This window comes from Streptomyces albiflavescens, from assembly GCF_014645835.1.
GTDB classification, from domain to species: Bacteria; Actinomycetota; Actinomycetes; order Streptomycetales; family Streptomycetaceae; genus Streptomyces; species Streptomyces albiflavescens.
The window spans coordinates 64,779-90,302 of record NZ_BMMM01000026.1; the positions used below are offsets into that span (position 1 = coordinate 64,779).

General features: G+C 63.9%; 13 protein-coding genes and 1 other RNA gene. 5 read left to right on the forward strand and 9 right to left on the reverse strand.

Features of this window, described 5'->3' with window-relative positions:
- Window positions 1–435: 435 nt before the first annotated feature.
- Together IEY95_RS43830 and IEY95_RS43835 are read left to right on the forward strand one after the other, a co-directional pair.
- The gene (locus IEY95_RS43830) at window positions 436–2,439 is read left to right on the forward strand and encodes an ATP-dependent nuclease (RefSeq protein WP_189191877.1); all 2,004 of its coding nucleotides are present in this window, start codon (window positions 436–438) and stop codon (window positions 2,437–2,439) included.
- Window positions 2,427–4,061 carry a UvrD-helicase domain-containing protein gene (locus IEY95_RS43835; protein ID WP_189191878.1) on the forward strand — a complete coding sequence of 545 codons (1,635 nt, stop codon included), beginning with the start codon at window positions 2,427–2,429 and terminating at the stop codon, window positions 4,059–4,061. The genes IEY95_RS43830 and IEY95_RS43835 overlap by 13 nt, the downstream gene beginning before the upstream one ends.
- Before the next feature lie 455 nt (window positions 4,062–4,516).
- Here IEY95_RS43835 and IEY95_RS43840 read toward each other — a convergent pair whose 3' ends face one another.
- The 6 genes from IEY95_RS43840 to IEY95_RS43865 all read right to left on the reverse strand — a co-directional run bounded on the left by IEY95_RS43840 (window position 4,517) and on the right by IEY95_RS43865 (window position 17,899).
- Complete coding sequence (locus IEY95_RS43840) at window positions 4,517–9,046, reverse strand: NACHT domain-containing protein (protein ID WP_189191879.1); 4,530 nt, start codon at window positions 9,044–9,046, stop codon at window positions 4,517–4,519.
- A gap of 544 nt (window positions 9,047–9,590) precedes the next feature.
- A complete protein-coding gene (locus IEY95_RS43845) occupies window positions 9,591–10,196 on the reverse strand; it encodes a hypothetical protein (RefSeq protein ID WP_189191880.1) in 606 nt (201 codons plus the stop codon).
- Between the two features lie 14 nt (window positions 10,197–10,210).
- Window positions 10,211–11,425 (reverse strand): helix-turn-helix domain-containing protein, encoded by a 1,215-nt coding sequence (locus tag IEY95_RS43850; RefSeq protein WP_189191881.1) that lies wholly within the window; start codon window positions 11,423–11,425, stop codon window positions 10,211–10,213.
- 380 nt (window positions 11,426–11,805) lie between these two features.
- A complete protein-coding gene (locus tag IEY95_RS43855) occupies window positions 11,806–12,621 on the reverse strand; it encodes a hypothetical protein (RefSeq protein ID WP_189191882.1) in 816 nt (271 codons plus the stop codon).
- Between the two features lies 1 nt (window position 12,622).
- Window positions 12,623–17,143, reverse strand: coding sequence for a PDDEXK-like endonuclease domain-containing protein (locus tag IEY95_RS43860; protein WP_229703782.1), 4,521 nt, complete (start codon window positions 17,141–17,143; stop codon window positions 12,623–12,625).
- Between the two features lie 537 nt (window positions 17,144–17,680).
- Entirely contained in the window at window positions 17,681–17,899 is a 219-nt protein-coding gene (locus IEY95_RS43865; protein WP_229703783.1) for a helix-turn-helix domain-containing protein, read from the reverse strand.
- Window positions 17,900–18,449: 550 nt separating this feature from the next.
- Between IEY95_RS43865 and IEY95_RS43870 the strand changes: the two genes are divergently transcribed.
- Window positions 18,450–19,418 (forward strand): tyrosine-type recombinase/integrase, encoded by a 969-nt coding sequence (locus IEY95_RS43870; protein ID WP_189191884.1) that lies wholly within the window; start codon window positions 18,450–18,452, stop codon window positions 19,416–19,418.
- 100 nt (window positions 19,419–19,518) lie between these two features.
- Window positions 19,519–21,222 (forward strand): serine/threonine protein kinase, encoded by a 1,704-nt coding sequence (locus IEY95_RS43875; RefSeq protein ID WP_229703784.1) that lies wholly within the window; start codon window positions 19,519–19,521, stop codon window positions 21,220–21,222.
- Between the two features lie 162 nt (window positions 21,223–21,384).
- Here IEY95_RS43875 and IEY95_RS43880 read toward each other — a convergent pair whose 3' ends face one another.
- Window positions 21,385–22,707, reverse strand: coding sequence for a YopA family protein (locus tag IEY95_RS43880; protein ID WP_505994279.1), 1,323 nt, complete (start codon window positions 22,705–22,707; stop codon window positions 21,385–21,387).
- A gap of 5 nt (window positions 22,708–22,712) precedes the next feature.
- The gene (locus tag IEY95_RS43885; RefSeq protein ID WP_189191886.1) at window positions 22,713–23,393 is read right to left on the reverse strand and encodes a hypothetical protein; all 681 of its coding nucleotides are present in this window, start codon (window positions 23,391–23,393) and stop codon (window positions 22,713–22,715) included.
- Window positions 23,394–23,998: 605 nt separating this feature from the next.
- On the opposite strand from IEY95_RS43885, the gene IEY95_RS43890 reads away from it, so the two are divergent.
- A complete protein-coding gene (locus IEY95_RS43890) occupies window positions 23,999–24,832 on the forward strand; it encodes a hypothetical protein (protein ID WP_189191887.1) in 834 nt (277 codons plus the stop codon).
- Between the two features lie 276 nt (window positions 24,833–25,108).
- Here the strand turns inward: IEY95_RS43890 and rnpB are convergent.
- Window positions 25,109–25,514, reverse strand: an RNA gene (gene rnpB, locus IEY95_RS43895) — RNase P RNA component class A.
- Window positions 25,515–25,524: the final 10 nt, after the last annotated feature.

Genomic DNA, 25,524 nt, shown 5'->3' on the forward strand with positions numbered 1-25,524 from the left:
ACGCGAGAGTCGTGGAGTTCAGCCGACATGGGTGTGGATCAAGGTCCGTGTCTCGTCTCAGCCACGTTGCAGACACCGAACACACGCATGAGGCGAGCCGGGTTGGCGGTCTTCCGGGCTTCGTTGAGGAGCCGGTCCTGGCAGATTGTGTCCGGTCGGATATCCGCTGACTGGAGTGGGGTCCTGATGACCTCGTTGCTGTCCTATGGATGTATGTCGTCGACAGCCGACCGCCTGCTGACGATCAGGTAGGGGTTTGTGCAGTCGGGCCAACGCTCGACGATCCAGGTGGTTGCGAGGATACGTTCTGAGGCACCATCGGCCACTTTGAGCCAAGCAAACACCTCTGTCCCTTCAGTGTCAGATACTGCTTTGACTCGCGGTGGCCGCAGGCGTGCGTCCGCCCGTGGGGGGTGGAACGATGTCGGGAGTGCGATGCAGCTGACCCATGCCAACGTGATCAATTTCCGCGCCTTGGACAAGGCGGACGTGCGGATCGATCACCAAACCACGCTCATCGTGGGACGCAACAACAGCGGCAAGACATCCTTCGTCAACCTCTTCGAGAAGTTCTTCGGCGACGACGACACACGGTTCATGCTGGAGGACTTCTCCACCTGCCGGATCCCCGACATCGAGCAGGCACTTCAGATCTTCGGTGAAGCCCAGAGGCATGCGGCCGAAGGCGATCAGGAGACGCGGGAAGGCCTGCTGGCCAAGGCGTACGAGCTCGTGCCGTCCATCCGGCTGGGACTCACGATCGAGTACGCCGAGGACGACGACCTCGCTCCGCTCACGGACGTGATCCTGGACCTCGACGACTCCTGTTTCACGGTCAAGATCGAAGCGGCGCTGGAGGCAGTACGGCCGCACGACCTGCTCAAGGACTTCTGGACGGCAAGTCAGAGGCCGAAACTCGAGCCCATCAAGTGGCTGCGCAAGAACTTCACGGACTACTTCGCCCCCGTTTTCCGAGCAGTGAGCCCGCTCGACGAGAAGGTGACGAAGGAGATCAAGCGCAGTGCCGCGCAGGCGATCGTCTCGGTCAAGTTCGTCTACGCGCAGACCAAGGTCGACGACACCCCAGGAGACAAAGCCCGCACGCTGTCCAAGACGTTCGAGACCTACTACAAGGTCAAGAGCGGGCCTGAAGGGCGTCATCAGAGCATCGAGCAGATCGAGGATGCTCTGGCCGCAGCGTCACTCGAGCTCGACACCAGCTACAAATCGCTGTTTGACCCGGTCTTCGAAGACCTCCGTAGCTTCGGGGTTGGGACGATCACACCCGTCGAGAAGCCCCGCATCGTGTCTCTCATGGAGGGCTCGGGCATCCTCAGGGGCAGCACACGGCTCCAGTATCCGTCTGGAGACGGCGACTACCACCTTCCCGAGGGCCACAACGGGCTCGGCTACAGCAAGCTGATCTTCACGATTCTGCAGGTCATCAGCTTTCACCAGGCGTACGAGCGTGCTGCCCCGAAGCCGGCGCTCCAGGTGTTGTTCATCGAGGAGCCCGAGGCCCACCTGCATCCCCAGATGCAGGAGGTCTTCATCAAGAACATTCAGGACTTCATCAAGCGCAAGGCCCCGTGGAAAGTGCAGGTGGTCATCACCACGCACTCTTCGCACATCGTCGCCAGCGGCGGGTTTCACTCAGTGCGGTACTTCGACCGCTCCGAGCCGGACGGCAAGGTCAAGGACCTCTCTACCTTCCAGTCAAAGGTCAAGGCCACTCCTGACGGTAACGAGACGCTGCGGTTCCTGCGCCAGTACATGGTCCTGCACCGTTGCGACATGTTCTTCGCCGACAAGGTGATCCTCATCGAGGGCACCGCGGAGCGACTGCTGCTGCCGGAGATGGTCCGTCGGTGCGCCGAAGGCCTCCTGCACCAGTACGTATCAGTCATCGAGGTCGGTGACGCCTACGCGGTCCGATTCCGTGAACTGCTCGACTTCCTCAACGTCAAGACCTTGGTCATCACCGACATCGACTCCGTCAGCTCCACAGATCAGAAGGCCTGCCCGCCGAGCACCGCGCAGGCGGTCACCTCGAACTCCACACTGAAGAACTGGCTTCCGGGTCATTCCAGCATCGCGAAACTCCTCGACGTCGGCACGCACGAGAAGGAGCAGGGTCACGTGCGCGTGGCCTACCAGGTCCCGGAGAAGCAGGCAGGCGTCTGTGCGCGCAGCTTCGAGGACGCCTTCATCATCGCCAACGCCGCAGTCCTCGCCCGAGACCTCAGGCATCTGGAGCTGAAGAGAGCCTTCGTTCAGGAAGTCGGGGCCGACCCCGCCCCTGAAGACATCGAAGGCCACGCGTTCGCCATCGCCAAACGGCTCTCCAAGCACAAGACCGACTTCGCGTTCGACGTCATGCTCCTGGAGGACTGGGCCGTCCCCCGCTACATCGCCGAAGGACTCCAGTGGCTCGCCTGAACACCCTCGAAGCCGTGGTCGAAGAGCTGGACGCCCGGCGCAGCTTCCTCGTGGAAGCAGGAGCAGGCGCCGGCAAGACGACCGATCTTGTCCACGCCCTTCAATACCTCCTTAACCGCCGGCGTTCGGAACTTGAGGCGCACGGTCGGCTGATCGCCTGCATCACATACACGAACGTCGCCAAGAAGAAAATCCTCGAACGCATCTCGTCGGACCCTCTCGTCGCCGTCGGCACCATCCACGAGTTCCTCTGGAGCGTCATCCAGGCCTACCCCCGCGAGCTCTGGCAGCAGATCCTCGACTACAACGAGACCCTGTCAAAGCCTGAAGACCTCACTGAGGTGGCCGCTCCCTCAGTGATCGAGTACTCCGACCGCGGGCGAAAGCTGAGCGAGGGTCGCATATCCCACGACGATGTCATCGCTCTGTCTTTGCGGCTCGCCGCTACCCACCCCAAACTCATACGCATCATCACCAGCAAGTATCCCGTCATCTTCGTCGATGAGTACCAGGACACCTCGCCGAAGACGATCGACCTGCTGCTGAACCACCTGGCAGGAGTAGGCAAGGACCCCTGTGTAATCGGCCTTTTCGGCGACTCCATGCAGAAGATCTACCGATCCGGCGTCGGGGCAGTCCGGCACGACAAGCTCACGCCCATCACTAAAATCGAGAACTACCGGTGTTCGCGCCCTGTAGTCGACGTTCTCAACAAGATGCGGCCCGAACTCCGCCAGCAGGCCTCCGGGAAGCAGCAGGAGGGCGAGGTACACCTCTTCCTCAGCACCGACGTGCCGCCCGGCCCGCGACGGCTGGATGCCGCTCAAGCCACCCTCGCGAGCAGGGGCTGGTCACTTGAGAACGCGAAGTACCTCTTGCTGACCCATCGCGGCATCGCGGGCACACTCGAATACGCCAACCTGCTGGAGCAGTACCGGCAGCTCGGCAGCCACGGCCCCGATGACCTCATGGCACGCAACGAGCCCTACATCCAGTACCTGACACAGATCGAAGCCCTCAGCACGGCCTACCAGGCCCGGGACTTCGTGGAACTGACAGACCTGCTGAGCCAGGGAAGGAGACGCATCACCCAGCACACCGACAAGAGGATCATCAACGAAGCAATTCGCGAGCTCGACACGGTGCGCGCGACCGGGACCATCGGCGACGTGCTGGACCTCATGGCCGACAGCCCACTCCTGGCCATGCCGGGAAGGGTGAAAGACCGCGAGCGCCGCAGAACCGCAGCCGACCTCGACGAGCGACACAAGCGGCAAGCAGACTTCTCCAACAACATCCGTGACGTCTCCTACCGGGAAGTCATCAGCGTCACCCAATTCATCGATGAACTCACGCCCTTTTCAACCCAACATGGCGTCAAGGGAGACGAGTTCGAGAATGTCGTCGTCGTGATCGACGACTCCGTCTGGACCATGTACAACATCGGCAAGATGCTTGCCGGCACCGACAAACCTGAGCGCACTGAGCGCTCACGCAACCTCTTCTACGTCTGCTGCTCACGAGCCCGCCGCGGCCTGGCCGTGGTCTTCATCAACAATCTCCCAGACGGAGCGGACGCAACAGCTCGCGACTGGTTCGCTTCGGGCACGGTCCATCCGTGAAGCGCGCCCCGGGCACCATCGGTCGTGGCGAACGAGGCGCTTACGCGGTAGGGGCCGCGTTACGCACGTTTCGCCAAGTGGCCTCGATACCGATCGCCACAGTCCAGCCGGAGGCCCCTCGTCATCGCGCCCGTCCACACAATGCCGAACGCGAAGGTGTCCTCCCGTCCGGCCCCGTGACGGTGCGGTGATCGTAGACACGGCGCGCTGTAGTTGGCGCCGCTTGGCCTCTGACGCGGCCAGATCTGGGCACTCCTATCCGACCTACTGAGTGCTGGCAGAGAACGCATCCGCCGACGCAACCCCCCGGACACCCTCCTGACATACCCAGCTGTCCACGGCGCGTCGCTCCGAGGAAGGCACGCCCCTGGACGGCCCAACCGGCAAGGCGACATCACGGTGCCAGGGCCGACCAACAGGGGCCGGCGCGACTGTCGAAAACTTCAGAGTGATGGTTACTCTGCCGATCGTTCCAAGTCACGTTCCGTCCGGCGTGGGTCATCGCGGCGGATCTTCATGTCCGCCCCCAGCCGGGCGCAGACGCTCGACTCCACATAGGGGTTGCTGCCCTGGTCGTAGTCGTCTCGTAGCTGCATCCGTTCGAACCAGTGCCACACAACCAGCTCAAGACTGTGCTCCACGAGAAAGTTCTCCAGGAAGGACTTCTTCACCAGAAGCGCCCGGCTTTCATCCCCGGGTTCCTCGTAATGGGTGAACACGGGTGCACCCGCAGTATCAAGCCAGCCCGGACCTCGCATATCGAAGGTCAATCCTGCGGCCTGTTGGATGAAGGTCGCGGGCAGGAGAAGGCTGGCGGTGTCGCCAATGGAGCAGTCGAGAATGCCACCTTCCCAGGTGTACTCCTCGATGGTGGGTACGACCTCGATCTCTTTTCCGCCGATCAATACCCGGCGAAGGGTGTCGTGCCGGTGCGGGCATTTCGGCCCGATACGGCCCACTTCACCGACATAGCAGCAGTCGGTGTGGCCGTGTGAGTCGAGGAGATCACGGGTGTCGTGACGTGATTCGTCTCGCAGGGCCTTCAGGAGGGTGTTGGCATCACCGGCCTTGACGAGCAGTGTGTGGATGGTGCTCTTCTCCTGCAGGCCACGCCATCCCTGGTCGGCCATCGGATCGACCTTGTTCACGAAGCTCTCAAGTGCTACCCATTCGTGGCCTTCTCGGTCACTCAGGAACAGGGAGTCGGCAACGGTCGGCTCGGAGGCGGTATCGGCCAACAGCCATCTGATGTCTCCGCGGTATCGGCTGAAGTCGAGGGGGGCTGGTGGCCACGCTTCGAAGCTGATCAGCGGCGGGATCCATGCCGTTGCGCCGTTGCCGCCTTCTTCGTTGAAGGCGTGGTAGTCGATCGGGGGCAGGCTGGGATCGATTTCGCGGTCGCCGATGATCTGGTGCAAGCCCTCGTAAGGCTCGCTGTCTCCGAAGTGTCGGGATGCCTGGTAGTTGTCCGCAACCCGGGCCAGCAGTTCGTGGTAGGCCATCCACTGGTACTTCTTGCCCCAGCGTTCGGCCTTGTGTCCTTCTCTTCCACCGCGCCCACGGCCGATGCGTCGGTCTTCGTCTCCGAACAGTCTGGGTGTCCACCCGAGACTCATCGTGCGGCGGAAGATCCAGCGGCACGCGACGTCTGCCGGATAGTCGTGGTTCACCGGCTTGGGATACACGAACGAGGCATCCCAAAGCCTTCGCTGCTCTTCGCTCAGCGGATCCTCTACACGTCGCAGAAGAGACTTGAGCCGGCTCAGTGCCTGCTCTTCAGGGTTGCGCAACTGGTCGGCCAGCGTCACCTTCTGTTCTTCACTGAGCGACGCGACGAACTTCTCCCAGCGGCTCTTGATGAACCTCGGCTTCCGGGGCTGCCGTTCGGGGTACGTCTGCCCGGTGCGGTAGCGCGAGAAGTGATGAATGCCAGACTGGACAACGTAGCGGGCGAAATCACCCATGCCCATCAATGAGACATAGATCGACAAGTAACTCTCGTCAGCGGATTCTCCCTCGCGCCCACCGTACTTGGCCTTGATCGTCGCCTCCGTCGGTGACGGGCCAGGCACCGCCAGCCCGTATGGGCGTCGGGACGTATCAAGCGCCGACTCCGGTAGCAGCTGCTGCGCTACGGCCCATCGGACGATGCCGCGGGCAGCGTCGAGGAGCAGCTCGTCCGGTCGGACGGGTGGGGTGAAGACCAGGTGGTGAACCAGTTCTACGAGAGATTTTGCCTGATCAGCTTGTTGAGGAGAGCTGCGCAGGAGTGCACCGTAGGCGATCGCGACTACACGCTGGACCACGTAAGGATCATCGACCGCCCAGAAACGCTCGACGAGTGCGCGTATGACGTCGAGATGCCCACGTAGCAGGTGGACCAGGGCTTTGGTGGTCCAGTCGCGCATGAATCGGTTCGGCGAAGAAAGGAGCCAGCACAGGGGGATGCAGGCAAGCTCGACCACCTTGGGGTCGTAGGCAGGATAGGGTCCCGCTGCCGCCCAGCGGGCGAGTCGGGCTGTCGTTCCCGAGGCGTCGGACAGCGCGTGATACATCGCGATACCGAAGTCGCTGTCGCGCTCGGGCATCTTCCGCTGGAGGAGATACCGGTGCAGTCCCTCGCCGTTGAGTCGGTTGTCGGGCTGCGGTGCGAGGGCGAAGAGTATTTCGTAGAGTTCTGAACGACGCAGATAGCGCTGGGCATCGTTCAGCAGGTCGATCGTCCGCTGAGTGATTGCTACCGAGGCACGGTACGGCAGGGTCTCCACAAGTACCTCATAGAGCCGGCGGGCGCGCCGGTGCCGGTTCCATGCGTCCCTGTCTTCGTGTCCGTCGGGCGCCTCGGTCATCCTGATACTCAGGTAGTCCAGCAGCTCCAGGCCGTAGACCTCGGGGAACAGGATAGTCGCTGCCTCGTGGATCCCCCAACTGCTCTCCTCCGTCAGCCACTGTCTGACGGCTTCGTCGTTCAGCGGGTCGCCGGACAGGGCAAGGCGACGTTTCAAGAGCAGGAAGTCAGCGAAGGCCTGGAAGACGATGCGAACACCTTCCCCGGACTGTCCGCTTCCCAGGTGGAGACGCTCGCGTGTGAGCACTCCCTCCTCCTGCAGAAGGCCCATGAGCCGCACAGCGTCAATTCGGGGGTCTTCGATCGACGAGCCGGCTGTTTCATGGGCGCTGGCGGCGCTCATGCTCTCGCGGCCAAGCCGGGACAACTCGTCAAGGAGAGCGTTCAACGCATGGCGGACGTGAGTCTGTGCCGCCTCTAGTTCGTAGCTTGAGGTTGCGTCGGGGCGGAGGCGGCGAGCTACGGTGCGGATCTTTGCGCCGAGGTAGCGCTCGAAGATGGCGACGCGGCCCTGGTGGCCGGTGGGAAGCGAGCGGGTGTTGGGATCCGAGAGGCTTTCGCAGTACAGGCGGAGGAAAAGCGGCAGCGTGAACTCGGGCGTCAGGAGCGGGATTTTGGGTGCTTCGAGACCATAGTGATCGAAGTAGCGCTGTGTCGCCTCGACTTCCCTCTCGGCGAATCCCGGATGTGTGTGGTGGACATAGTGTTTGTCCTCGGTGCCCTCCAGCACGAGATCACGGTAGGTGTCACGGCAAGAGACGACGAGGGCGACGTGCGGATGCCGCGCGACGGCAGCCCTCAGCCTCGGGAGGTGCGTTCGCCAGAAGTCCGCTGGTGTCGTCTCGTTGAGCGCATCGATGAAAATCACGAAACGGCTACCAGACGTCGAGGCAGCTTCGCCGGCGGCATCCATGGCGCTCAGGAGCACATCGCCGCCGACAGGTTCCAAGCCGAGTTGGTCCGCGACGCTCGCCCAGAGGTCGCCCCTGCCGAACTGCGCACCGGCCAGGAACACTGCGGGCCGATCAGCGAGCAAAGCACGGTGGGTGGCGTCAAGAAACAGGTGCGTCTTGCCGGACCCTGCTTTCCCTGTCAGAAAGTAGGTGCGCTGGCGGAAGGCTCGGCCGACCGAAGAGTCAAGCCATGAGTGCAGTTCGTTGATCGCTTTGCCCAGCACACCGACGCCATAGCCCTCGGCGCGTTCCGGAGGGTTCTGGTTCCGCTTGGGGTCATCGCTCGGCAGCTCCCGCCACTCGGCCTTCGCCCTGCGCTCGTAGTCCCTGGCAGCTTCAATGGCTTCAGCAGTGTTCGACAGCTGATCTGTGAGGTTCAGCAGGGTAGTTGGAGGATCCCCAGCTTGTGCTGCGATGGCGCTCGTGGTCGACTTCAGGGCTGCTGCCGCGTCATGGATGGCTTGGTAGACGAAGGCGCCAGGGGCGTCCTCATCCTTGACCAGGGCGTGTAGATCGTTTACGGCGGTGACGACGTCGCGGCGCAGACGATTGAAATGAGTGAGGACCGCCTGGTCGAAGCCGAGGGCGATGAGGTCTTCCTGGATGGGTACGTCGACCTGCAGATCGGGCCGGTACTTCTCGCCGGCAGCGTCGGCCTGCTCCTTGTAGCGCTGCTCCAGCCAGTCGCGCCCGAGCACGACGTGATGCCACCAGAACCAGCGCCGACCACGGTGCTCCGGCTTGGACAGCTCGTCCAGCAGATCGCTCTCCTGCACCAGTTCGAACTGAATCCTGTCGGCGCCGGAGATCGTTTCCTTCCAGGTCGCGACCTTTGCCTCGTACTTCTGTCGCTGAGACTTGCGCTCCCCGCCGCGCGTGCCGGTGGCCAGGTTCCAGGAGATCGCGAACGTCAGCTTGCGGAGTTCCGGTCGCTCCTTGGCTACGCGCTTCACCGAATCCGTCATGGCGGTCAGCAGCGGATCGATGCCCTCCACATGCTTGGCCTGCCAGCCCCACTCCGTGCCGTCCTGGAGCGTGGCGTACCACTCCACACCGCCATCGGGATTGCCGGTTCGGATGGCACGGGTACCCACTGGCACTCGGTTCTTGAGAAGCTGGTACGACAGCTCCTCAAACGCGCGGCTCTGCTCACCGTTCCAAGCACGAAGTGTCTTGAAGCTCAACCCCTGCTGCCCCTCTTTGTCGCTTTGCCTCAGAGCGCGAATGCGGCTGCCGAGACGCCCCCAGGCCGGCACCGACTGCTTCAGGGGTGACGGCGCCGGACGGCCTCGATCCTAACCCGCACCAGCGGGCAACATATTGAAATACAAGAAGGCGTCGCCCAGCGAGCGTCAGGACAAAGATTCCCTAGACCGTCGGCTCCGCCTTGATCCAGTGCGCGAGAAATTCACGCCCCTTTTCCGCGAGAAGCACAACCTTTGCATTACACTGCCACTCTTGCAGGATTACGAGGTTCAACTTGAATTGAAGCATCACTCTTCGATGCCACCACTGTCATAATGGATATGACAGATGGAACACAGGGCAGCCAGGTCGTCAAAGGCGCACTCCTTTACCTTCACTCACTCCGCGATGTACGCCATTTCGAATAGCATCCACGCGCTCCATACTCGATGCTGCTTAGCCAACGACGACGCAGCCTCTTGATTCGAACACAAGCACTGTTTCCGTATAGGAATACCATCACACAGGCGATTTAGACCTGGGCTAGGGCTGGCCCACACGTCCCAACCGGCCGGATATGAACTCCCCGGCCGTATAGTCCTTCCCTCGCTCAGCAGTCTGGAGAGCATCGGCGAAAGTAACCGCTCCGTCAGCGGCGAGGCGATCACCTTGGACCATGCGAGCCAGCAGCTTGTGGATGCTGAAGGGCGTGAGGTTGTGGTGGAGTGATTCAACGCGTGCGTTGTAGTCCTCGCACAGCATGTACGGGTCCATCTGCTGTAGCCGCTCTGCCATGGCCATGATCACTGACTCTGCCCAGTGTTCCGCCGGATGTTTCAGGCTCCTACCGCTGCGCATGATGTCCTGAATCTCCACGACCCGCTCCGCCGCGACAAGTTCATCGGTGTCTACGGGTTCTCCGAGCCAGTCGAGTTGCCGCAGCGCTGCTACCGCCAGGTCTTTGATGCCCGGTAGGCCCTGGCTTGCCAGGCGTTCCAGTTCGCCGACGACGACGTCCAGCAAGACGCGGCGCTGCGATACCAGTTCACCCTGGACCGTCTGGCGCAAGTTGTCATCAGCAGCAAGGGATAACAGCGAGGAGGTGTCGACGAACCACAGGGCAGGCTTTGCGGGCGCGGGAGTCGTCACCGCGCTGGCCGGCGTCAGACGAGCACCTCGGGATCAGCTTCCATCACCGCATCCCACAGAGCATCGTCGTCCTCGCGTTGTAGCAAGGTCGCCACTACGCCCAGGCCCACGTGCTGGTTGCGTGCCGCGTCTACCGCGGCGCTCAAGAGACGCTCGGGCGCGCGGACTGTCTGCCGAACCGTAATCCCCGCACCAGTGGGAGCCACCGAGGCGTGGCGTGCGACGAGATCTCCCACCCTCTGGCTGCGCAGGCGCTTGCCCTGATCGTAGGTGATCAAGCCCATGACGCAGAGCTGGTAGACCAGGGCCCCCAGGGAGACACCGAACTGCTCCATGAGTGCAACCAGGCTGCGCTCGGTGACACGTCCGGCACTTAGCCATTTCAGGGTCTCACGAATGCCCTCCTCGGGCATCAGCAAGTGGCCCGCAAAGGCGTTGACACGCCTTTCTTGCAGATTGTCCGCGAACATGTCCCGCTCGCCCTCGTTGATGACGTCTCGAGGGTCACCGAGCAGGTGATGGCCCAGTTCGTGAGCGAGTGTGAACCGCACATGACCTTGGGAGAAGTCAGTGCTGGCCACGATCAGGGCCACACCGTCACCATGGATGCACAGCCCATCCGTCTGAGTTCCGAGCGGAGACAACGCTACGTCGACCCCGAAGTGCCGCTCGATCAGTCCGGGCAGGTCACCCAGCTCGTGCGACCCCAGGCCAAGTCGGAGTCTCATTTGCTCGGCCAGGTGCTTGCCCTGACGTTCGGCCTCGGCCTTGTTGCGCGGACGCTGGGACAGTTCCTTGCGTGCGTAGTCGAAAACCTGCTGCCCTGCTGCAGTCGGCAAGGCGGGAGGCGGCGCCGCGCGCTGAGTCAAAACGTCCTCGACCTCAAGCAACTGCAGGGCGCGGCGCTTGGCGTTGCTGTCCTCGTCTGGGCTGGTGTCGCCCGCCAGCCGGTGAGCCATGGCCAAAGTCGGCCGGGAAGGCTGTCCGAGCAGATGGGCTACCGAGACGCCCAAGACTTCCGCGAACTTCGGCAGCTCCCGGACACCGATCTTGCGCCGACCGTTTTCGATCTTTGAGATTTGGTCCTTACCCAGCCCGACGAGCGCACCGAGGGCATCACCCGTCAGTCCGCGGCGGGTACGGGCCTGTCCGACTCGGCGACCGACGTCGGCAGGGCTTACAGTCCGGGTCAAGGGCTCTGCAGGAAGCAACGAACCCAGCGCTTCCATGCCTGTCAGTCCGCCTCGCATAGCCGCCTCCCCTCACGCCGCCCATCTCTGCGCTACCAGTGTCGCAACCAATCTCCATCATCGCAACTATTTCTATGCAATGGTTGCGGATCTGGGCCTGCTGTGACGCACTGGACGCCCGCCAGTGCGGCCACGGCCACTCTCGCACCGAGTGAGACCACACGGCATGTCCAGGCCCAAGCCGTGCCGGCAGCATGCTCACCGCGTGACCCAATCGATGTGATGATCTACGTACCCGCGGATTTCGCAACCCGCAGGATAGGAGGAGCGCCACGCCGAGACCCCGCGCCCCTGGATGACTCCGCCGACCAGGGCAGAGTGCAGAGGAGGAGGCCCCCCAGCAAGATCCCCCCGGTCCTCTAATGAGGGTTGCTTGCTGCCAGGTCGTTGAGCACGGCGTTTACTGTGGACCAGCAGAGGTCGGCTGTGTCGAAGTCTGCGCTGTGTTTGGCTCGCTTTTCCGCGAGAGGGTGGACCAGGTTGCGGTAGGTCCGTAGCAGGTCCGAAGCCATTTTTGCGTCTTGGTCGATCCACTGGTTGGTGTGGGCATGCTGAATGAGCTCCTGCAGCCGGGTGTCGCGGGCGGACCGGGTCAGCGGCACGGTCGCGGGCCTGACGTCGGCGGCGTGGACGAGGACACCTTCGAGGAGGCTCCCGAGCATGATGACGGCGGAGGTGTAGGCGCCGTGTTCTTGGCAGATACGGGCTTCATCGAGGCGTAGCTGAACGGCGCGGGCCAGGTCGGGGTCGGAGACGATGTCGGTGATGGCAACCTTCAGCTCGACGCGCTGGGGGCGAGGGGTTTCGTCGGGGTCGTACTCGACGAGGACCGGGTTGCCCTTGCGGTAGTCGACGCGGCGGCCTTCGAGGGCGAGGACTTCCTGGAGGCGTTGGATGACGGCGTCGTAGTCGGCGAGTTGTTGTTGGTATTCGCGCCGGTCGGCCAGTCGCAGGATGACAAGTTCGGTGTCTCCTGCCTGGTCTTCCTGCCGTTCGCGCAGGATGGTGTAGATCCAGCGGTGGCGCGGGCTGCCGTCGTGGTCAGGGACGTCTTGCCAGCCGGCCCGGCGGAGGAACGGAGCGAGTTCCCAGCCGGCTCGGCGTTTCATGCCCGGCTCGTCTCCGCAGATCATGGCGGCGAGTTCTTCGAGCGTGCTGTCGTCGAAGTTGTCCATGTCAGTGTCCCTCGCTGTCTTCGTCCGGTTCGCCGTCGTAGGGGTCCGCGTCTTCGTCGGGCTCGGCCTCGGCCAGGCCGACCGGAGTCCAGGTCAGGTCTGTCAGTGCGTCGTCGTCGGTTGTCTCGCGGACGGTGCGCGGGTGGATGCCCAGTTCGGTCAGGCGTTCCCACAAAGGCTCCAGGGCCTCTTCGGGTGAGAGGGCGAAGGCGCTGCTGCGAATGCGCCAGAACGTCCAGCCGGCACGCCGTAGCTCCCGCTCGCGCTCGGCGTCGTCTTGGATCTGCTTCGGGGTGGAGTGGTAGGGGCTTCCGTCGCACTCGACTGCGAGGCGTCCGTGGCCTCCCGTGACGACGAGGTCGATGCGTTTCCCGTTGACTTCCCACTGGGGTATTACGTCGTAGCCGCGTTCCTTGATGCGCAGGAAGACGCGCTGCTCGAAGAGTGAGTCGAAGGGCTCGCAGTGTCGGTCCGCGCTGACGTTGGTGGGCTGGTGGGGGTGTGTGTAGGGGGGTGGCGGGCTCACCATGTAGGTGAGCAGGGAGCGCCGCAGGTCCTTGCTGCTGAGCTGGTCGGCTGTCATGGAGTGGAAGAGCCACATCTGGTCGCGGGCGCGGCTGGCGGCCACGTTGAAGCGTCGTTCGTGGTTCCGGCCGGTCGCGGCGATGGCGTTGGCTCCGTCGACGACCATCGACAGCAGGATGACGTCGCGCTGGTCTCCCTGGAACTGTTCGGGGGTGCCCACCTGGATGCTGTGGCGTTCACGGGCTGACACGTCGATGCGCTGGTCGACGAGGTTCTGCACCAGGCGGGTCTGGTCGCCGTGGCGCAGGATGATCACGCCGATACTGCGGTTGGCGTAGGCCGGGTCCTGGGTGAGGCGGTGCAGTTCGTTGACGACGGCCTCTGCCTCCGGCCGGTTGATGAGTTTGTCCCGGCGTCCTTCGCAGTGGCCCTCGGGCACGTGGACGACTTTCAGCGGCGGGAGGCGGTCGGAACCGTGCTGACGCAGCAGGACCAGCTGGTTGTCGGGATAGAACTGCATGGAGGACCACTTGATGATTTCCGGCATGCACCGGAAGTGCTCGGTGAGACGGATCACTTCGGTGAAGCGGGACTGCAGCAGGTCGTACAGGTTGGACTTGGGGTCGAAGCCTTCGCGCTGCCAGGGTTCGAGGGCGGCCATGCGTTCGTCGAAGATCTGGGTGATGCGGTCGTGTTTGCTGCCGCTGTAGAACGGGGCGCACTGGCGGTCGTCTCCGACGACGATGATGCGCGGCGCGAGCCAGAGCAACAGCAGGCCGTCCAGGCCCACTTGGCTTGCTTCATCGACGATGACGACGTCGAAGGAGTCCGGTTCGGGGCTGATCGTTTCCGCTACCCGGTTCAGCGGCATGATCCACGCCGGTACTGCTCCTTGCGCTGTCTGCATGGCTGAGCGCGCATGGCGCTGGTGGCGTTTGCCGTACTCGGTGGTTCCCTGGCCTGCGTTGGCTATAGCGCTGGCATAGGCCGCCAGGGCTTGTTTGTGTTTGGTGGTCATCCGGCTGACGCAGTGATGCGCTGCGCGGTCGCAGACCAGCTGTTCCACGACGTCGTGCAGCCGGGCCTCGATCTGGGTAAGTGCGCCTTCGAGCTGCTCTTCGCGTCCCGGGAGCAGGTGCGTTTCCAGGAATTCCTGTGCCTGCCGCCAGGCCCAGGCCTGGGGCAGGACCGCGAACCGCGAGCGCCAGTGCGCGGCGAGGGCATCGCCGGCGAAGTCCTTGGCAAGATCAGGATGGGCCTCGGCAAGGCACTGGAAGATTTTCCCGGTCTCACGCCGGTCTGCCTCACGCTGGTACGCCACGGCCAGTGCCTCCACCGCAAGTACGTAGGCATGCGCATCTCGGGCTGCCGCAGCTTCCACCGCGCGCTGGAGCTCTTCGACGCCATGCGGGTGGGGTTGAGGAAGGCTCTTGAGGATCTCTTCGAAGCGCTGTGTTGCGGTCCTGATGTGCAGGAGTTGGCGGGCCTGAGCTGTCGCATTGCGGATGTCGCACCACTGCTCGGCGGTGGTGACCGGTGTCTGGATGCCGTCGGCCAGCAGTGTTGCGTGGACCTGGCGGATGACCTCCACGCAGGTGTCGATGGCCTGCAGAACGACGGCCCTGTCCAGGAGTTCGGACGTTAGCAGTTCGGAGGTGTCCTGTCCGACGGCCGATCCGACTCCGGTCCACCGGCCGCGCAGGGTGCGGGCGTGGGCGCGCATCTCCAGATGCCGTACGACCGCGATGATGTGGTCTCGGCCGGCTGGCGCCATGCCTTCTACCCGACACTGTTCGAGGAGGAAGCGGGCTTGTTTGACGACAGCCGGCCGCGGCCATCGCGTGTTCAGTTTCCCGGTGCGCAGGACATGCTGCTCCAGATTGCGGGCCGCAATCAGGAGTTCCTTCTCCTCGCTTTCGGAGAGGCGAGGGATCTCCACCTCCAAGAAGGAGGCGGCGGCTATCTCGTCGTGGGTCTGCTGTGCACGGTGTGAGGCGTTTCGGATGCTGTCCCACAGTTGCTGCCATCGCTGGGCGATGCCGTCCTGCAGGGCGCGTGTGGACCAGGTGTCCGCCTGCCAGGATGCGGGGTCCGCAGACAGCCCTACTCTCTGCAGGGCCTGCTGGGCTCGGTCAAGCAGCGTTTCCAACGAGGTGAGCCGCGTATCACCGTGGTCCGCCAGCGTCTTTGCCAGGGGGGTGACGGGCTCCGGGCCGAGAGCCTGTTCAGCTGCCTGGAGTTCCGTGATGCGGCGGGAGAGATCCGTCGGATCGGGCAGAGTGGCCGGGTCGGGGCAGTACTGGACGTGGGCGTCGAGGATTCCGGGGCCGTGCTGGGTGACGAGCAGCCACAGTCGCTGCGCTTCATCCGCGGTCAGGGGCGGTACCTGTGCGGCCTGGGCATCCAGGGGCGGCAGCCACTCGTACTCGGCTGCGCCCTGCTCCACTGCCTGCACGATGTCGTCGAGCCGCCCCCGGTATCCGGGCGCGATCTCGGAGTGCTCGTACCACTCGACTTCACGTACCTGCCGCAGGCTGTCCCGGACTTTGGCCTGTTCGCCCATGAGCTGGTGCCTCTGGGTGTGAGCGTCGTCAATGCGGTGCTGGAGTCGATCGAGGCTCGTTGTCGCGTTCAAGTGCGCCAGGGCGCCCAGTGACTGGCTCAGATCGGAGTTCCCGCCCTGCCACTGATCGCTTTGGATCACGCACATGCTGCGCAGCTTGGACGGAAGCTGGTCACGCAGCACATTCAGGGCCTGGCTCTTCGCGCTGGTCACCAGGATGCGCTTGCCGTCGGCGAGGAGCGCGGCGACCAGATTGCTGATGGTGTGCGTCTTTCCGGTGCCCGGCGGGCCCTGGACCACGACGCTGGTGTCGCACTGCAGTCGGTCCAGGACATCGCGCTGGGCAGCGTTGGTGACCATCGGGAACAGCGGATCCGGTCCCAGCGCAGGCGGCACGGAGCCACTCCTGCTCCCCCAGGCTGTCCTGTGCTCCGGTTCGAGGTCATACAACAACTGTGCGAGCCCCAGAGGAGCTTGTGCTCCGGGACGCTTCAGCGCGCGGGCGATACTCTCGTAGAAGCCGAGCACGGAACGCTGGCTGTGTTCGCGCAGGATGAGCGCAGGCGCATGATGCAGATACCGCACCTGGGGTTCCGTGGTCAAATCGGGATGCTGCCCGGTTGGGTCGAACGGGAGCACTCGGTCGACCCCGAAAGCCCGCTGCGCCCACGAGCGCAGGGCTTGTGCCGCCCGGTCCGACAGCGGGTGGAAGGGAACGTCCTCGACAGCGGAGCGCACGACCCCCAGCAGCTCCGACGTATAGCCGTCGGACTCACTGAGGAAGTCGGTGTCTTCCAGACGGCCGGGGTGATCCGGCAGCAGAGAAACGGTCACGTTGATCGATGCCGGCTCCACGGTGAGGGTCACCGGTGTTGTCACGATGTGCCGGCGGACCCGGGCCGAGGGACGATCGGCCCCGAGCTGCAAAAGACCTACGGCCAGGACCACTTCGAAGGTGTCGCTGTCCTGCTCGACCCTCTTGGCCATTCGGTACAGACGCTGGTGCAGTCGCCGCTGGGGCTCGGCCGCCAGCTCATCCTGCGACCATCGCATCCACTTGGCGGCCCAGGCCTCGTACGCCTTGCGTTCGGCGGAGCTGCCGCTTTCCAGGGCCAGCTGGTCTTCCTCCGCACCAGCCTGGACTTCGTCGGCCGGTTGGCGCTCATTCGACGTGTCGTCGATCAGTCCGGGGGCCTGCGGACCAGCCGTTGAGGCGGCCTCGGTGGACACCCTGCCGTGCAGTATCGCTGGCAGCTGCGGTGGTTCTTTGGGCGGACGGTGCTTGACGACCACGATGCGAGGATCGGCGTCCGCAGCACGGCGCACGGTCCCGTCGGGGACATCCGCGAGCCACACCGTTTCCAAGTACTTGTCACAGTTGCGGATGGTCTTGGAGACGGCGCCCCGCACCAGCTCCTGCAGACAGTCGATCAATACGCGAGTGTCGCGGACGGCTTTGGGATCGCTGCCATCTCGTACTGCCGGGCGGGCCATCACATCCCCCAAACGCCTGCCACTGTGGCAAGCCTTTCAGGATCCATGGCTACTGCCCGCCAGGCAATGTGATGGAACTCGCGCACAACCATTTCCGGACATGAGGACGGTCCGGCGTGCCTCTCTCTACGTCTGCCGGCCATGGAGGGAGCAGTGGCCTCAGTGCAGCGCGCTACGAGACGACGCAGGCCGCGAATCCAAAAGCTGGAAATGGACACGTCAGATATCCAACTCCAGCAGCAGGGCTGGACCGTCATCGCGGCGCGCCGTCGGAAGGGGATGGCGGACCTCCACGGCCGACGCAACCCACAGCAGGAAGGTACCTGTGCACGGCCAGGCGATGGGGTGCAGATTGGGGGCCTCGGCGGGTTCACGCGCACCGCCTGCGCGGATCTTCCGGAGGAATCGCGACGCCCAACAGCCCCTACGAGCTCATCACACCCCAGGAAGAATTCGAGGCCATCCGATTGCCCCGGACTACTGAGACCCGGGCTTGCCGGACTCCTCCCGGGTGATGTGGTTGACGAGTTCCCCCGGCTCTACATCAAGTCCAGCAGCGATGTCCAGAAGAGTGAGCACGCTGGGGCTGCGCTGCCCGTGCTCGATATAGATGAGTCCGCGGAAACTCAACCCGCTGCGCTCTGCGAGCTGCTCCAGGCTGTATCCGCGACCTTCCCTGAGACGTCGAATCTGCATACCAAGGGACAGGAGTCGGGGATCTGGTGACGGTTCGCGTGGTGGCACACAGCGACATCACCCGCGTAACTTCCTCCAGACCATGAACAGCTGTGCATGATCGGGCTTCGCGCTGGAAATCCTGCATGTGAGCACACGCGAATGATCGCGCGACTACGGCACCACTCGCCCATGCACCTCGCCCGACGTAAACGACCAGACCCAGGTGTGACAGCAGGCCACTAGCTCACTAGCAATGAACGAGAACATATGGCCAGACTCGTGTTGCCATTCGATCGATGGCACAAGTCATATCCAAAACCCCACCGAGGTGACACACCCTGTTAGGTGCGGGACGAAGAACCGTCCCCTTTACCCGTCAGCGGACCACGGACGGGGGCTCCGCTGGCAGGCTCGCTACGTCGATCACCTCAGGAAAGAGCAAAGAGAGTCGTTCGCTACCTGGCAGGAAGCCCTCGACCGGCTCGGCCAACTAGCGAACCAAGATGTGACCGCGACGGGCGCGAGCCAGTCGGCACGCGGTCCACGGGTCGCATTCTTCGGAGCGCAGATGATCGAGCGCAAGCGGAAGAAGCAAAAGAGACCCAGCACGATCAACACCTACGAGAGCCACCTCCACAACCACATTCTCCCGTTCGCGGGAAACCGCCTTCCAGCATCACTGCGGCGTCGCGATTCGATGGCCTTCATCGATCATCTGCTGGAGAAACCCAGCCTCAGATCAGCCCGCACGATCGTCCAGATTTTCAAGACGTGGCGCATTCTCATCCACTACATGATGGACGAAGACATTCCGCTGCCCGCAAACATCGTGTCCCGCATCGAGCTTCCCGAAATCGACAACAGAAGAGTCTCCCTGACTCCCGCGGAGGTGACCGCAGCTGCCGTGGCCATGCGGGAGATCGAGCCGCGCTACGAGATCCTGGTCTGGCTCGGCGCATGCGCAGGACTACGTGCCGGCGAGGCCCTGGGCCTGACGCGGGCGTGCGTGGGCTGGCAGGAAGACCTGCTCTACATCCAAGAGCAACGTCAGCGCGGCAAGGCCGCACCGCTCAAAACGAAGGCCAGCTATGCGACCCTGCCTGTGGATCATTTCCTGATCGAGCAATTGGCGGCCCATGTGGCCAACTTCAGCGAGCCAGAACCGATCACCCGCGACGCGGCGCGCAAGCGTCGGGATCGGGGTCACGTAGAGCTACTTGACGAAGGACTCATCGTGACGAACAGATACGGGAGGCCCGTGCAGAGCAGCGACTTCAACGAGAAGTGGCAACGGGTCGTCGCCCGGGCCGGTCTCCCTGAACACGCCCGTTTCCATGATCTCAAAAGCTTCTACACCACCACCCTCGGCGGCCCTGGCCAGCACGATCCGAAGACAGTCCAATCGCTCTCACGTCACGCCCGGTTCACCGAAACCTGGGACACCTATGCCCGCCCGCCGAAGATTGCAGAAGGTCTGACGGTGACCGCTTTCGGCCAGGCATTCCACTCGATCCTGCAGCAACCCAAGGGATGTTGAGTGCAGCGCGAGCATCTCGTTCGCCGCGTACCTGTGACCGAACGCTACGACTCTTCCGTCGCTGCCTGGGCGGGCGCACGGCTGGGGCGGGCTGTGGTTCTTGAGCTACGCGGCGCATTACATCGATACGATCTGCCCATTGTTGCGGCCGATGTCGGCCGTGAGTCATCTGGGGGGAGCCGTCGTGTCCAACCATGTTCAGCCGGTCCAGCCCCGCGATCCGCGCCGGGTGGGTCCCTACCGCATCGTGGGGCGGCTGGGATCCGGCGGTATGGGCACGGTGTACGCCGCTCTCACAGCTACTGGCGAGCGTGTCGCCGTCAAGGTCGTGCATCCAGCTCAGGCCGCAGACGATGAGTTCCGTGCTCGATTCCGGCGGGAAGTGCAGCTCTCCCAGCGCGTCACCGGGCCGTGCCTGGTTCCGGTCCGCGACGCCGACACCCAGGCTGCGACGCCCTGGCTCGTCACGCCCTATATCCCCGGCCTCACCCTCAACGAGCACGTGACGGCCAACGGCCCCTTGTCCGGAGGGCGTCTGTACGCGCTGGCCGCCGGCACCGCGGCCGCACTCGCCGCTGTACACGCGCAGGACGTCATCCACCGGGACGTGAAGCCGCAGAACATCATCTTGGCCCCCTCCGGACCACAGGTCCTGGACTTCGGCATTGCCCACGCCCTGGACGGCACTTCGGTCACCCGCACCGGAGTGATGACCGGCACGCCCGGCTGGATCAGTCCCGAGCACTACCGCACCGGCGCCGTCGGCTCCCCAGCCGACGTGTTTGCCTGGGGAGCCCTCCTCGGCTACGCAGCCACTGGCCGCCTCCCCTTCGGCGGCGGCGCCGCTGATGCGGTGGCCTTCCGCGTAATGCAAGCCGAGCCAGACCTGGAGGGCGTACCGACCAGCCTGCGGCGCCTGGTGGAGAAGGCTCTATCCAAGGACCCGTCCGATAGGCCGAGTGCCGCTGAACTCGCGGGTGAGTGCACCGAGTTGCTCTCAGCCGAGGCGACCGCCGTTCTCACGTCTGACGACCAGCAGCCCACCCTGATATCCGACCTCGTCAGCGCGCACAGGGACCTGACACCTGAAGCCGAACCCGCCTGGCCCACCCCGCCCAGGCACGGTAACCGCACACGCCTGTATCTGACGGTCGCCGTGGCCGCCGCCGTCCTCGGCAGTCTCGGCGGTGCCCTCGCGGCTGCCTCCCAATCATCAAACTCCGCCCACGGCCAGGCCCCCACATCGAGCAGTCACACGAACGCCGCCACTGCCACCGTCGCGGCCCAGCAGTCCACCTCCCAGGCAACGAGCCCTGCTACGGCCTCCCCCTCGGCGCCAGCGACGTCTCAAACCCCCCAGCGCGCTACCATCCCCTCCCCCGCCTACACCCGCAGCGACAACGCCCAGCCCAACGTGGACGAATGGGCCTCAGCCCGGCTCCCAGCCACCTCGGCCGAGAAGACTGCCGCACAGCACCTGATCACGGACGCAGCGCCAATCCTTCAGGGACAGCAATACATGGGCGACACCGTGACCGTGACCTTCAACCCCGCAGCCCAGACCATGTTCGTCACCTTCGGCCCCGGCATCTACCCGGAAGGACAGGACTACCGTGACGACACCGGATTCACTGACATCGTCCGCGGCCTGATGTTCGGCAGCTGCTCCGAAGCCCAGCAGAACTTCGGCAACGACACTGCCTGGCCCTACGGCCGTGCCGTCCTTGTCTACCGAGAGTCCATGGCCAGCCCCACCATCGTCGACTACCGCGAAGTCACCCACATCGACAGCTGCCGCGTGTAGCGCTCGATTCTCTTTACGACTCCTAACAAAAGTGGCGGGCTTGACCTGATGATTCGGAAGCCTCTTCTTGGTTGGCGTCGTTGACGGCTTGCGGCCAACAACCTTAAGTACGGCCCTTCACGGGCATCCGTCCGAGCCTGGCCCATGGTCGCCCCACTGCGTTCAGCTCCAAGGCACCTTGGCAACGTCGCTTACCCAGCCCGCGATGCAGGTGAGGTCCCGGTAATTTCCGGTATATCCGAGCGAGTTGAGGATCAGCAACACGAGGTAGTGGCGAGCGAGAAGCCATGCATCTCGCGTCAGCCCGTCCAGTCCGTAGACCCGTTCCTGCGATTCTTGCGGGTGTACCAGCCGGTTCCTGACCCACGTGACGACATCGGCCCCGTCGATGTCCTTGTTCTCCTTTGCCTTCACCTCGGCGGCGTGCTGCGCGGCTGCCGTCAACGGGCCAGAGTTGATGGCGACCGGAATCTGGGCGGCGCGCAGCACCGTGCGGAGCAGGTCGTGAGCTGGCCGCCGCTTGTACTCCCGCTCGGTCAGGGGGCCGCTCAAGACGAGGCTCTGCCACATGATGTGCTCCAAGCCGGCTGTCCCCATGATGATTCGGGGCTCGACGAAGTCTCGGCTCCGCAAGGCCGAGATCGCGTACATCATCTGGAATCGCAGGGGCGTGAGTTTGTCCGGGTCGAGGAAGGCGGCGATCGCCAGACGCAGGAAGTCGCCGAGCGATTCGTGATCTTGGTCGTACCACCAGCCATCGCTGTTCGAGCGTGCCGGGTCGCAGTGAGCGGCTCGCCACTGCTCCCAGACCACTCGACCGTCGCTGTCTTCTCCCACGGGCAGCATCGGGGCAGCCCAGCGACCGAGGGCAAACGAGATCCCGACGTGCAGCGCCGTCAGCAACGGGTCGGCTTCGTCGGCCGTAAAGACGGAATCATCGGCGCGACGCACCTCCATGACGTGCGTCATCACGTACACGTCGGTCTTGTGGAGTTCCTGCCAGACCTGCTGGTGGTCAGGACGAACGTCGAGCGTGATCTTCCATCCATTGGCTTCGAGCGACCATCGGCCCGACCATTCATGCTTGCCGCGCGGCGTCTCCTCTACCAGTCCCAACGGTCCATGCCAGTTGGGCAGGTTGAACCAATGAACGAGGATTCGGCTCAAGGGAGCATCGGAGTTCCCGAAGACGGCTCCGTTCGACCAACCACCATCGACGTTCCGGGGGAACCCAGGCAGGGTCATGTCGCCCATGGGACGACGAAGCGTCAGGGGAACCTGGTTTCGGTTGGCGAAGCCCGGCGTCGCGCCACCGCCAACCTCCCACTCAAGGTTGAACCCGTTTGAGCAGGTCAGCTCGACGCGGCCAGGGACATCATCTGTGCCGAGCCCACCCATCGGGCCGTCGTGCAGGAGGATGGGCCGGCCCGGTTTGTTGTACGGGTAGACCGGCGTGAGCGGTGGACTTGCTGGAGGCGTGTTCATCGTGGTCAAGCGGTTCCACTCGCTGACGGAGATGAGTTGTCCAGGATCGCGGCCTCGTCGTATCGCCAGCAGTCGTGCTCTAGACCGTCGGCCGGCTGAGATGTCATGAGGTGCTCTTGGGTGTCGCGCACATACACCGGCTGTCGGTTTCCCTTGACCACGGTGAATAGCGGATGGATCTCAGCTGCGGCCAGGTTGGCCGACAGAGATGGATCCTCCCACATCGTGTTCAACACGTAGGCCAAGTGCCGGAGCAGCAGTTGAGTCGAGTCAGGGGTGAAGGCCACGGTACGCGCGAGCTGCGCTGCGCCATGCCCTGCAAAGTTCCTCAGCTTCGCGTACTGCGCTGCGGAGTGCGGCAAGGGCCTGGCCTGCGGATCAGCGTGACCCTCCAGGTACCTCACACCCGTCCGAAGGACTTCGGTGCTGCCGTCTGTTCCACGCTTGCCGCTGACGATCCGGCCGAGTAGTTCGGTGGCATCGAGGGCGAGGAAGAGCGACCCTAGGTGGTAGTTGTGCTCGAAGTTGAGCCCAGAGGCCTGCATGAACTCGCGCATGACACCGCAGACGTACGAGGCCTTGCACACGTATGGGTCGAGCCCGGCGATCTGTGCGGCATCGTCCCACCGCGGTGTGTCGTGGGTGAGCTGGACAGCGTGCTGAGCAAGGAGGGGACGGTAGTCCATGACTCCATGGTCCGGCCGAGTTTGGGCTTGGGCAACCTCTTCACCCACTGAGCGGCGTCAAAACCCGATCACTACCAAGCGCCAGCAGGTGGGTCACGTCGGAGCAATGCTGGGCGTGATCCATCCCTGCCACCTGCCTCGCCGCCAGCCAGGCGGCCTTGACACCACGCCCGGCTGCCGACAGGTGTCAACTGCCCCACACCGCTGCTGGCCGGCACTGAAGCTTTGCCGCTTTTCGGATTCGGCTGCGGGCAAATGCTGTCTGCAGAAATCTTCGGGACAGATCAGCTCAGCCCCTGTCACGCTTAGCCATGGCGACGGCATGGAGTTCATGGAGTTGGGACTGGCGCAGACTGGACTGCCTCGCCGGTTGCGGCGAGCTCGTCAAGCGCGCCCGCGGCTCATGGGTGGAGATCGGCGGCACGCGCTCTGGGAGCTGGTTGATCGGAACACGCGTCGACGTAGGACGCATGTTCTCGGATCCCCTTCCACCACCGAATGACGAACCGCTCTATATGTTGGGGGCAGCTCACCGCGCTTGCCTCGGAACGGCTGTCCAACTCCTCCGCGCGGGCAGAGCCCAACTGGCCGACATCCTGACCACGATGGATATCGACACGAGTCTCGAAGGCCAGGCCCACACGAACTGGATGGCCCCTCCACCAGGCCGTTGCCCCTTCTGCCAGGACCCACACGCCCAGCCCACCGACGAGGACATCTACCCCAAGTGGCTCGTGCGCGAGATGGAGCGCCACGGCGTACGGAGCTCGGATCCCCATCGGCGGCGTATCAACTGGCCGACAACACCTGTCTGCCAGCACTGCAACAACACATGGATGTCAACGCTGGAGAACGACGTCAAGGACATCCTTGTCCCGATGTTCTTCCACGTGAGATCGCTGGACGAGCACACCCAAGGCCGACTCGCCCTGTGGGCCGCCAAGATGGCCATCCTCTTCGATGCGATAGGCAGCAACATCGTTCCTCACGGCGCCGGGCAGGGCTTGGAGATCTTCCGCCAACCTCATCACGGGATGCGGGTCTGGATCGCCGCCTACCACGACGTGAACCCGCTGACTGTGGTGTCGCGCCCGATCTACATGCCAGGGAACGATTCAAGTGACGGCTTCCTCGGCCTGTGCGTCACCTTCTCGGTGGTCAAGGTTGCGTTCCAGGTGCTTATCCCTTTCCACGAAGGGGACCTCGCTCCCCTAGAGGACTTTCACGGTTCTGCCGTGCCGATTTGGCCACCGGTCAATCCCATACTCGACTGGCCACCGCGATACCGGTTCGACGCCACCTCCATCCAGGCACTCGCCGCGAGGATCAACGACAACCGCGAGAACCTGACGATCGAGGTAGACCTCGACGCAGCACAACGCGTGAGGCAAGCACCCCCCGAAAGCGGATCCACCAGCGAGTCACAGCGGACGGAATGACCTGCGCCCAGTCCCGCCAGCAGGGAGACACACCGGACGATACTTTCGAAGACGTCCGAAGCGTCCCAACTCGCTGGCCACTGGCTTGGGGCCGCATCCTGCACCCGACAGGTGCCCCATATGCCCCGCACACCCCATATCAGTAGGACAGGATGGACGATACGAGCCATCTCCGCGCCGTCACCCACCCACACAGCCTGGATTCGACCCAGATTCGCCCCGGTCAGTTTGTTCAACGAGCAAACATGCGCCTTGACCTGCGGAAATACGGAGCGGCAGACGAGTCGGGCTGTACGCCGGGTTCTGTCGCCCGGTCGCCTCGCGGCGGCCGGGGAGACGGCCATCCATCTAGGACCGGCGTTGCCGTCGGCCTCGTGCGGTCTACCCGCGGACTCGGGCGGGCAGCCCTCGAACGTCCGCGCAGAGCCGCCTTTTACAGCGGCTCCTCTTGACCTTGCTCCGGGTGGGGTTTACCTAGCCGCCTGAGTCACCTCAGGCGCTGGTGGTCTCTTACACCACCGTTTCACCCTTACCGAGGGCCGAAGCTCCCGGCGGTTTGCTTTCTGTGGCACTGTCCCGCGGGTTACCCCGGGTGGCCGTTAGCCACCACCCTGCCCTGTGGAGCCCGGACGTTCCTCGGGGAGGTCCACAAGAACCTCCACGCGGCCGTCCGCCCGGCTCGTCTGCCGTGT

Excerpts from the sequence above, each read along its gene's own strand:
- IEY95_RS43830 (WP_189191877.1), top strand. The coding sequence starts at position 436 with ATGCAGCTGACCCATGCCAACGTGATCAATTTCCGCGCCTTGGACAAG.
- IEY95_RS43850 (WP_189191881.1), bottom strand. The coding sequence starts at position 11,425 with ATGGAAGCGCTGGGTTCGTTGCTTCCTGCAGAGCCCTTGACCCGGACT.
- IEY95_RS43855 (WP_189191882.1), bottom strand. The coding sequence starts at position 12,621 with ATGGACAACTTCGACGACAGCACGCTCGAAGAACTCGCCGCCATGATC.
- IEY95_RS43865 (WP_229703783.1), bottom strand. The coding sequence starts at position 17,899 with ATGCAGATTCGACGTCTCAGGGAAGGTCGCGGATACAGCCTGGAGCAG.
- IEY95_RS43870 (WP_189191884.1), top strand. The coding sequence starts at position 18,450 with ATGATCGAGCGCAAGCGGAAGAAGCAAAAGAGACCCAGCACGATCAAC.
- IEY95_RS43880 (WP_505994279.1), bottom strand. The coding sequence starts at position 22,707 with ATGAACACGCCTCCAGCAAGTCCACCGCTCACGCCGGTCTACCCGTAC.
- IEY95_RS43885 (WP_189191886.1), bottom strand. The coding sequence starts at position 23,393 with ATGGACTACCGTCCCCTCCTTGCTCAGCACGCTGTCCAGCTCACCCAC.
- IEY95_RS43890 (WP_189191887.1), top strand. The coding sequence starts at position 23,999 with ATGGATATCGACACGAGTCTCGAAGGCCAGGCCCACACGAACTGGATG.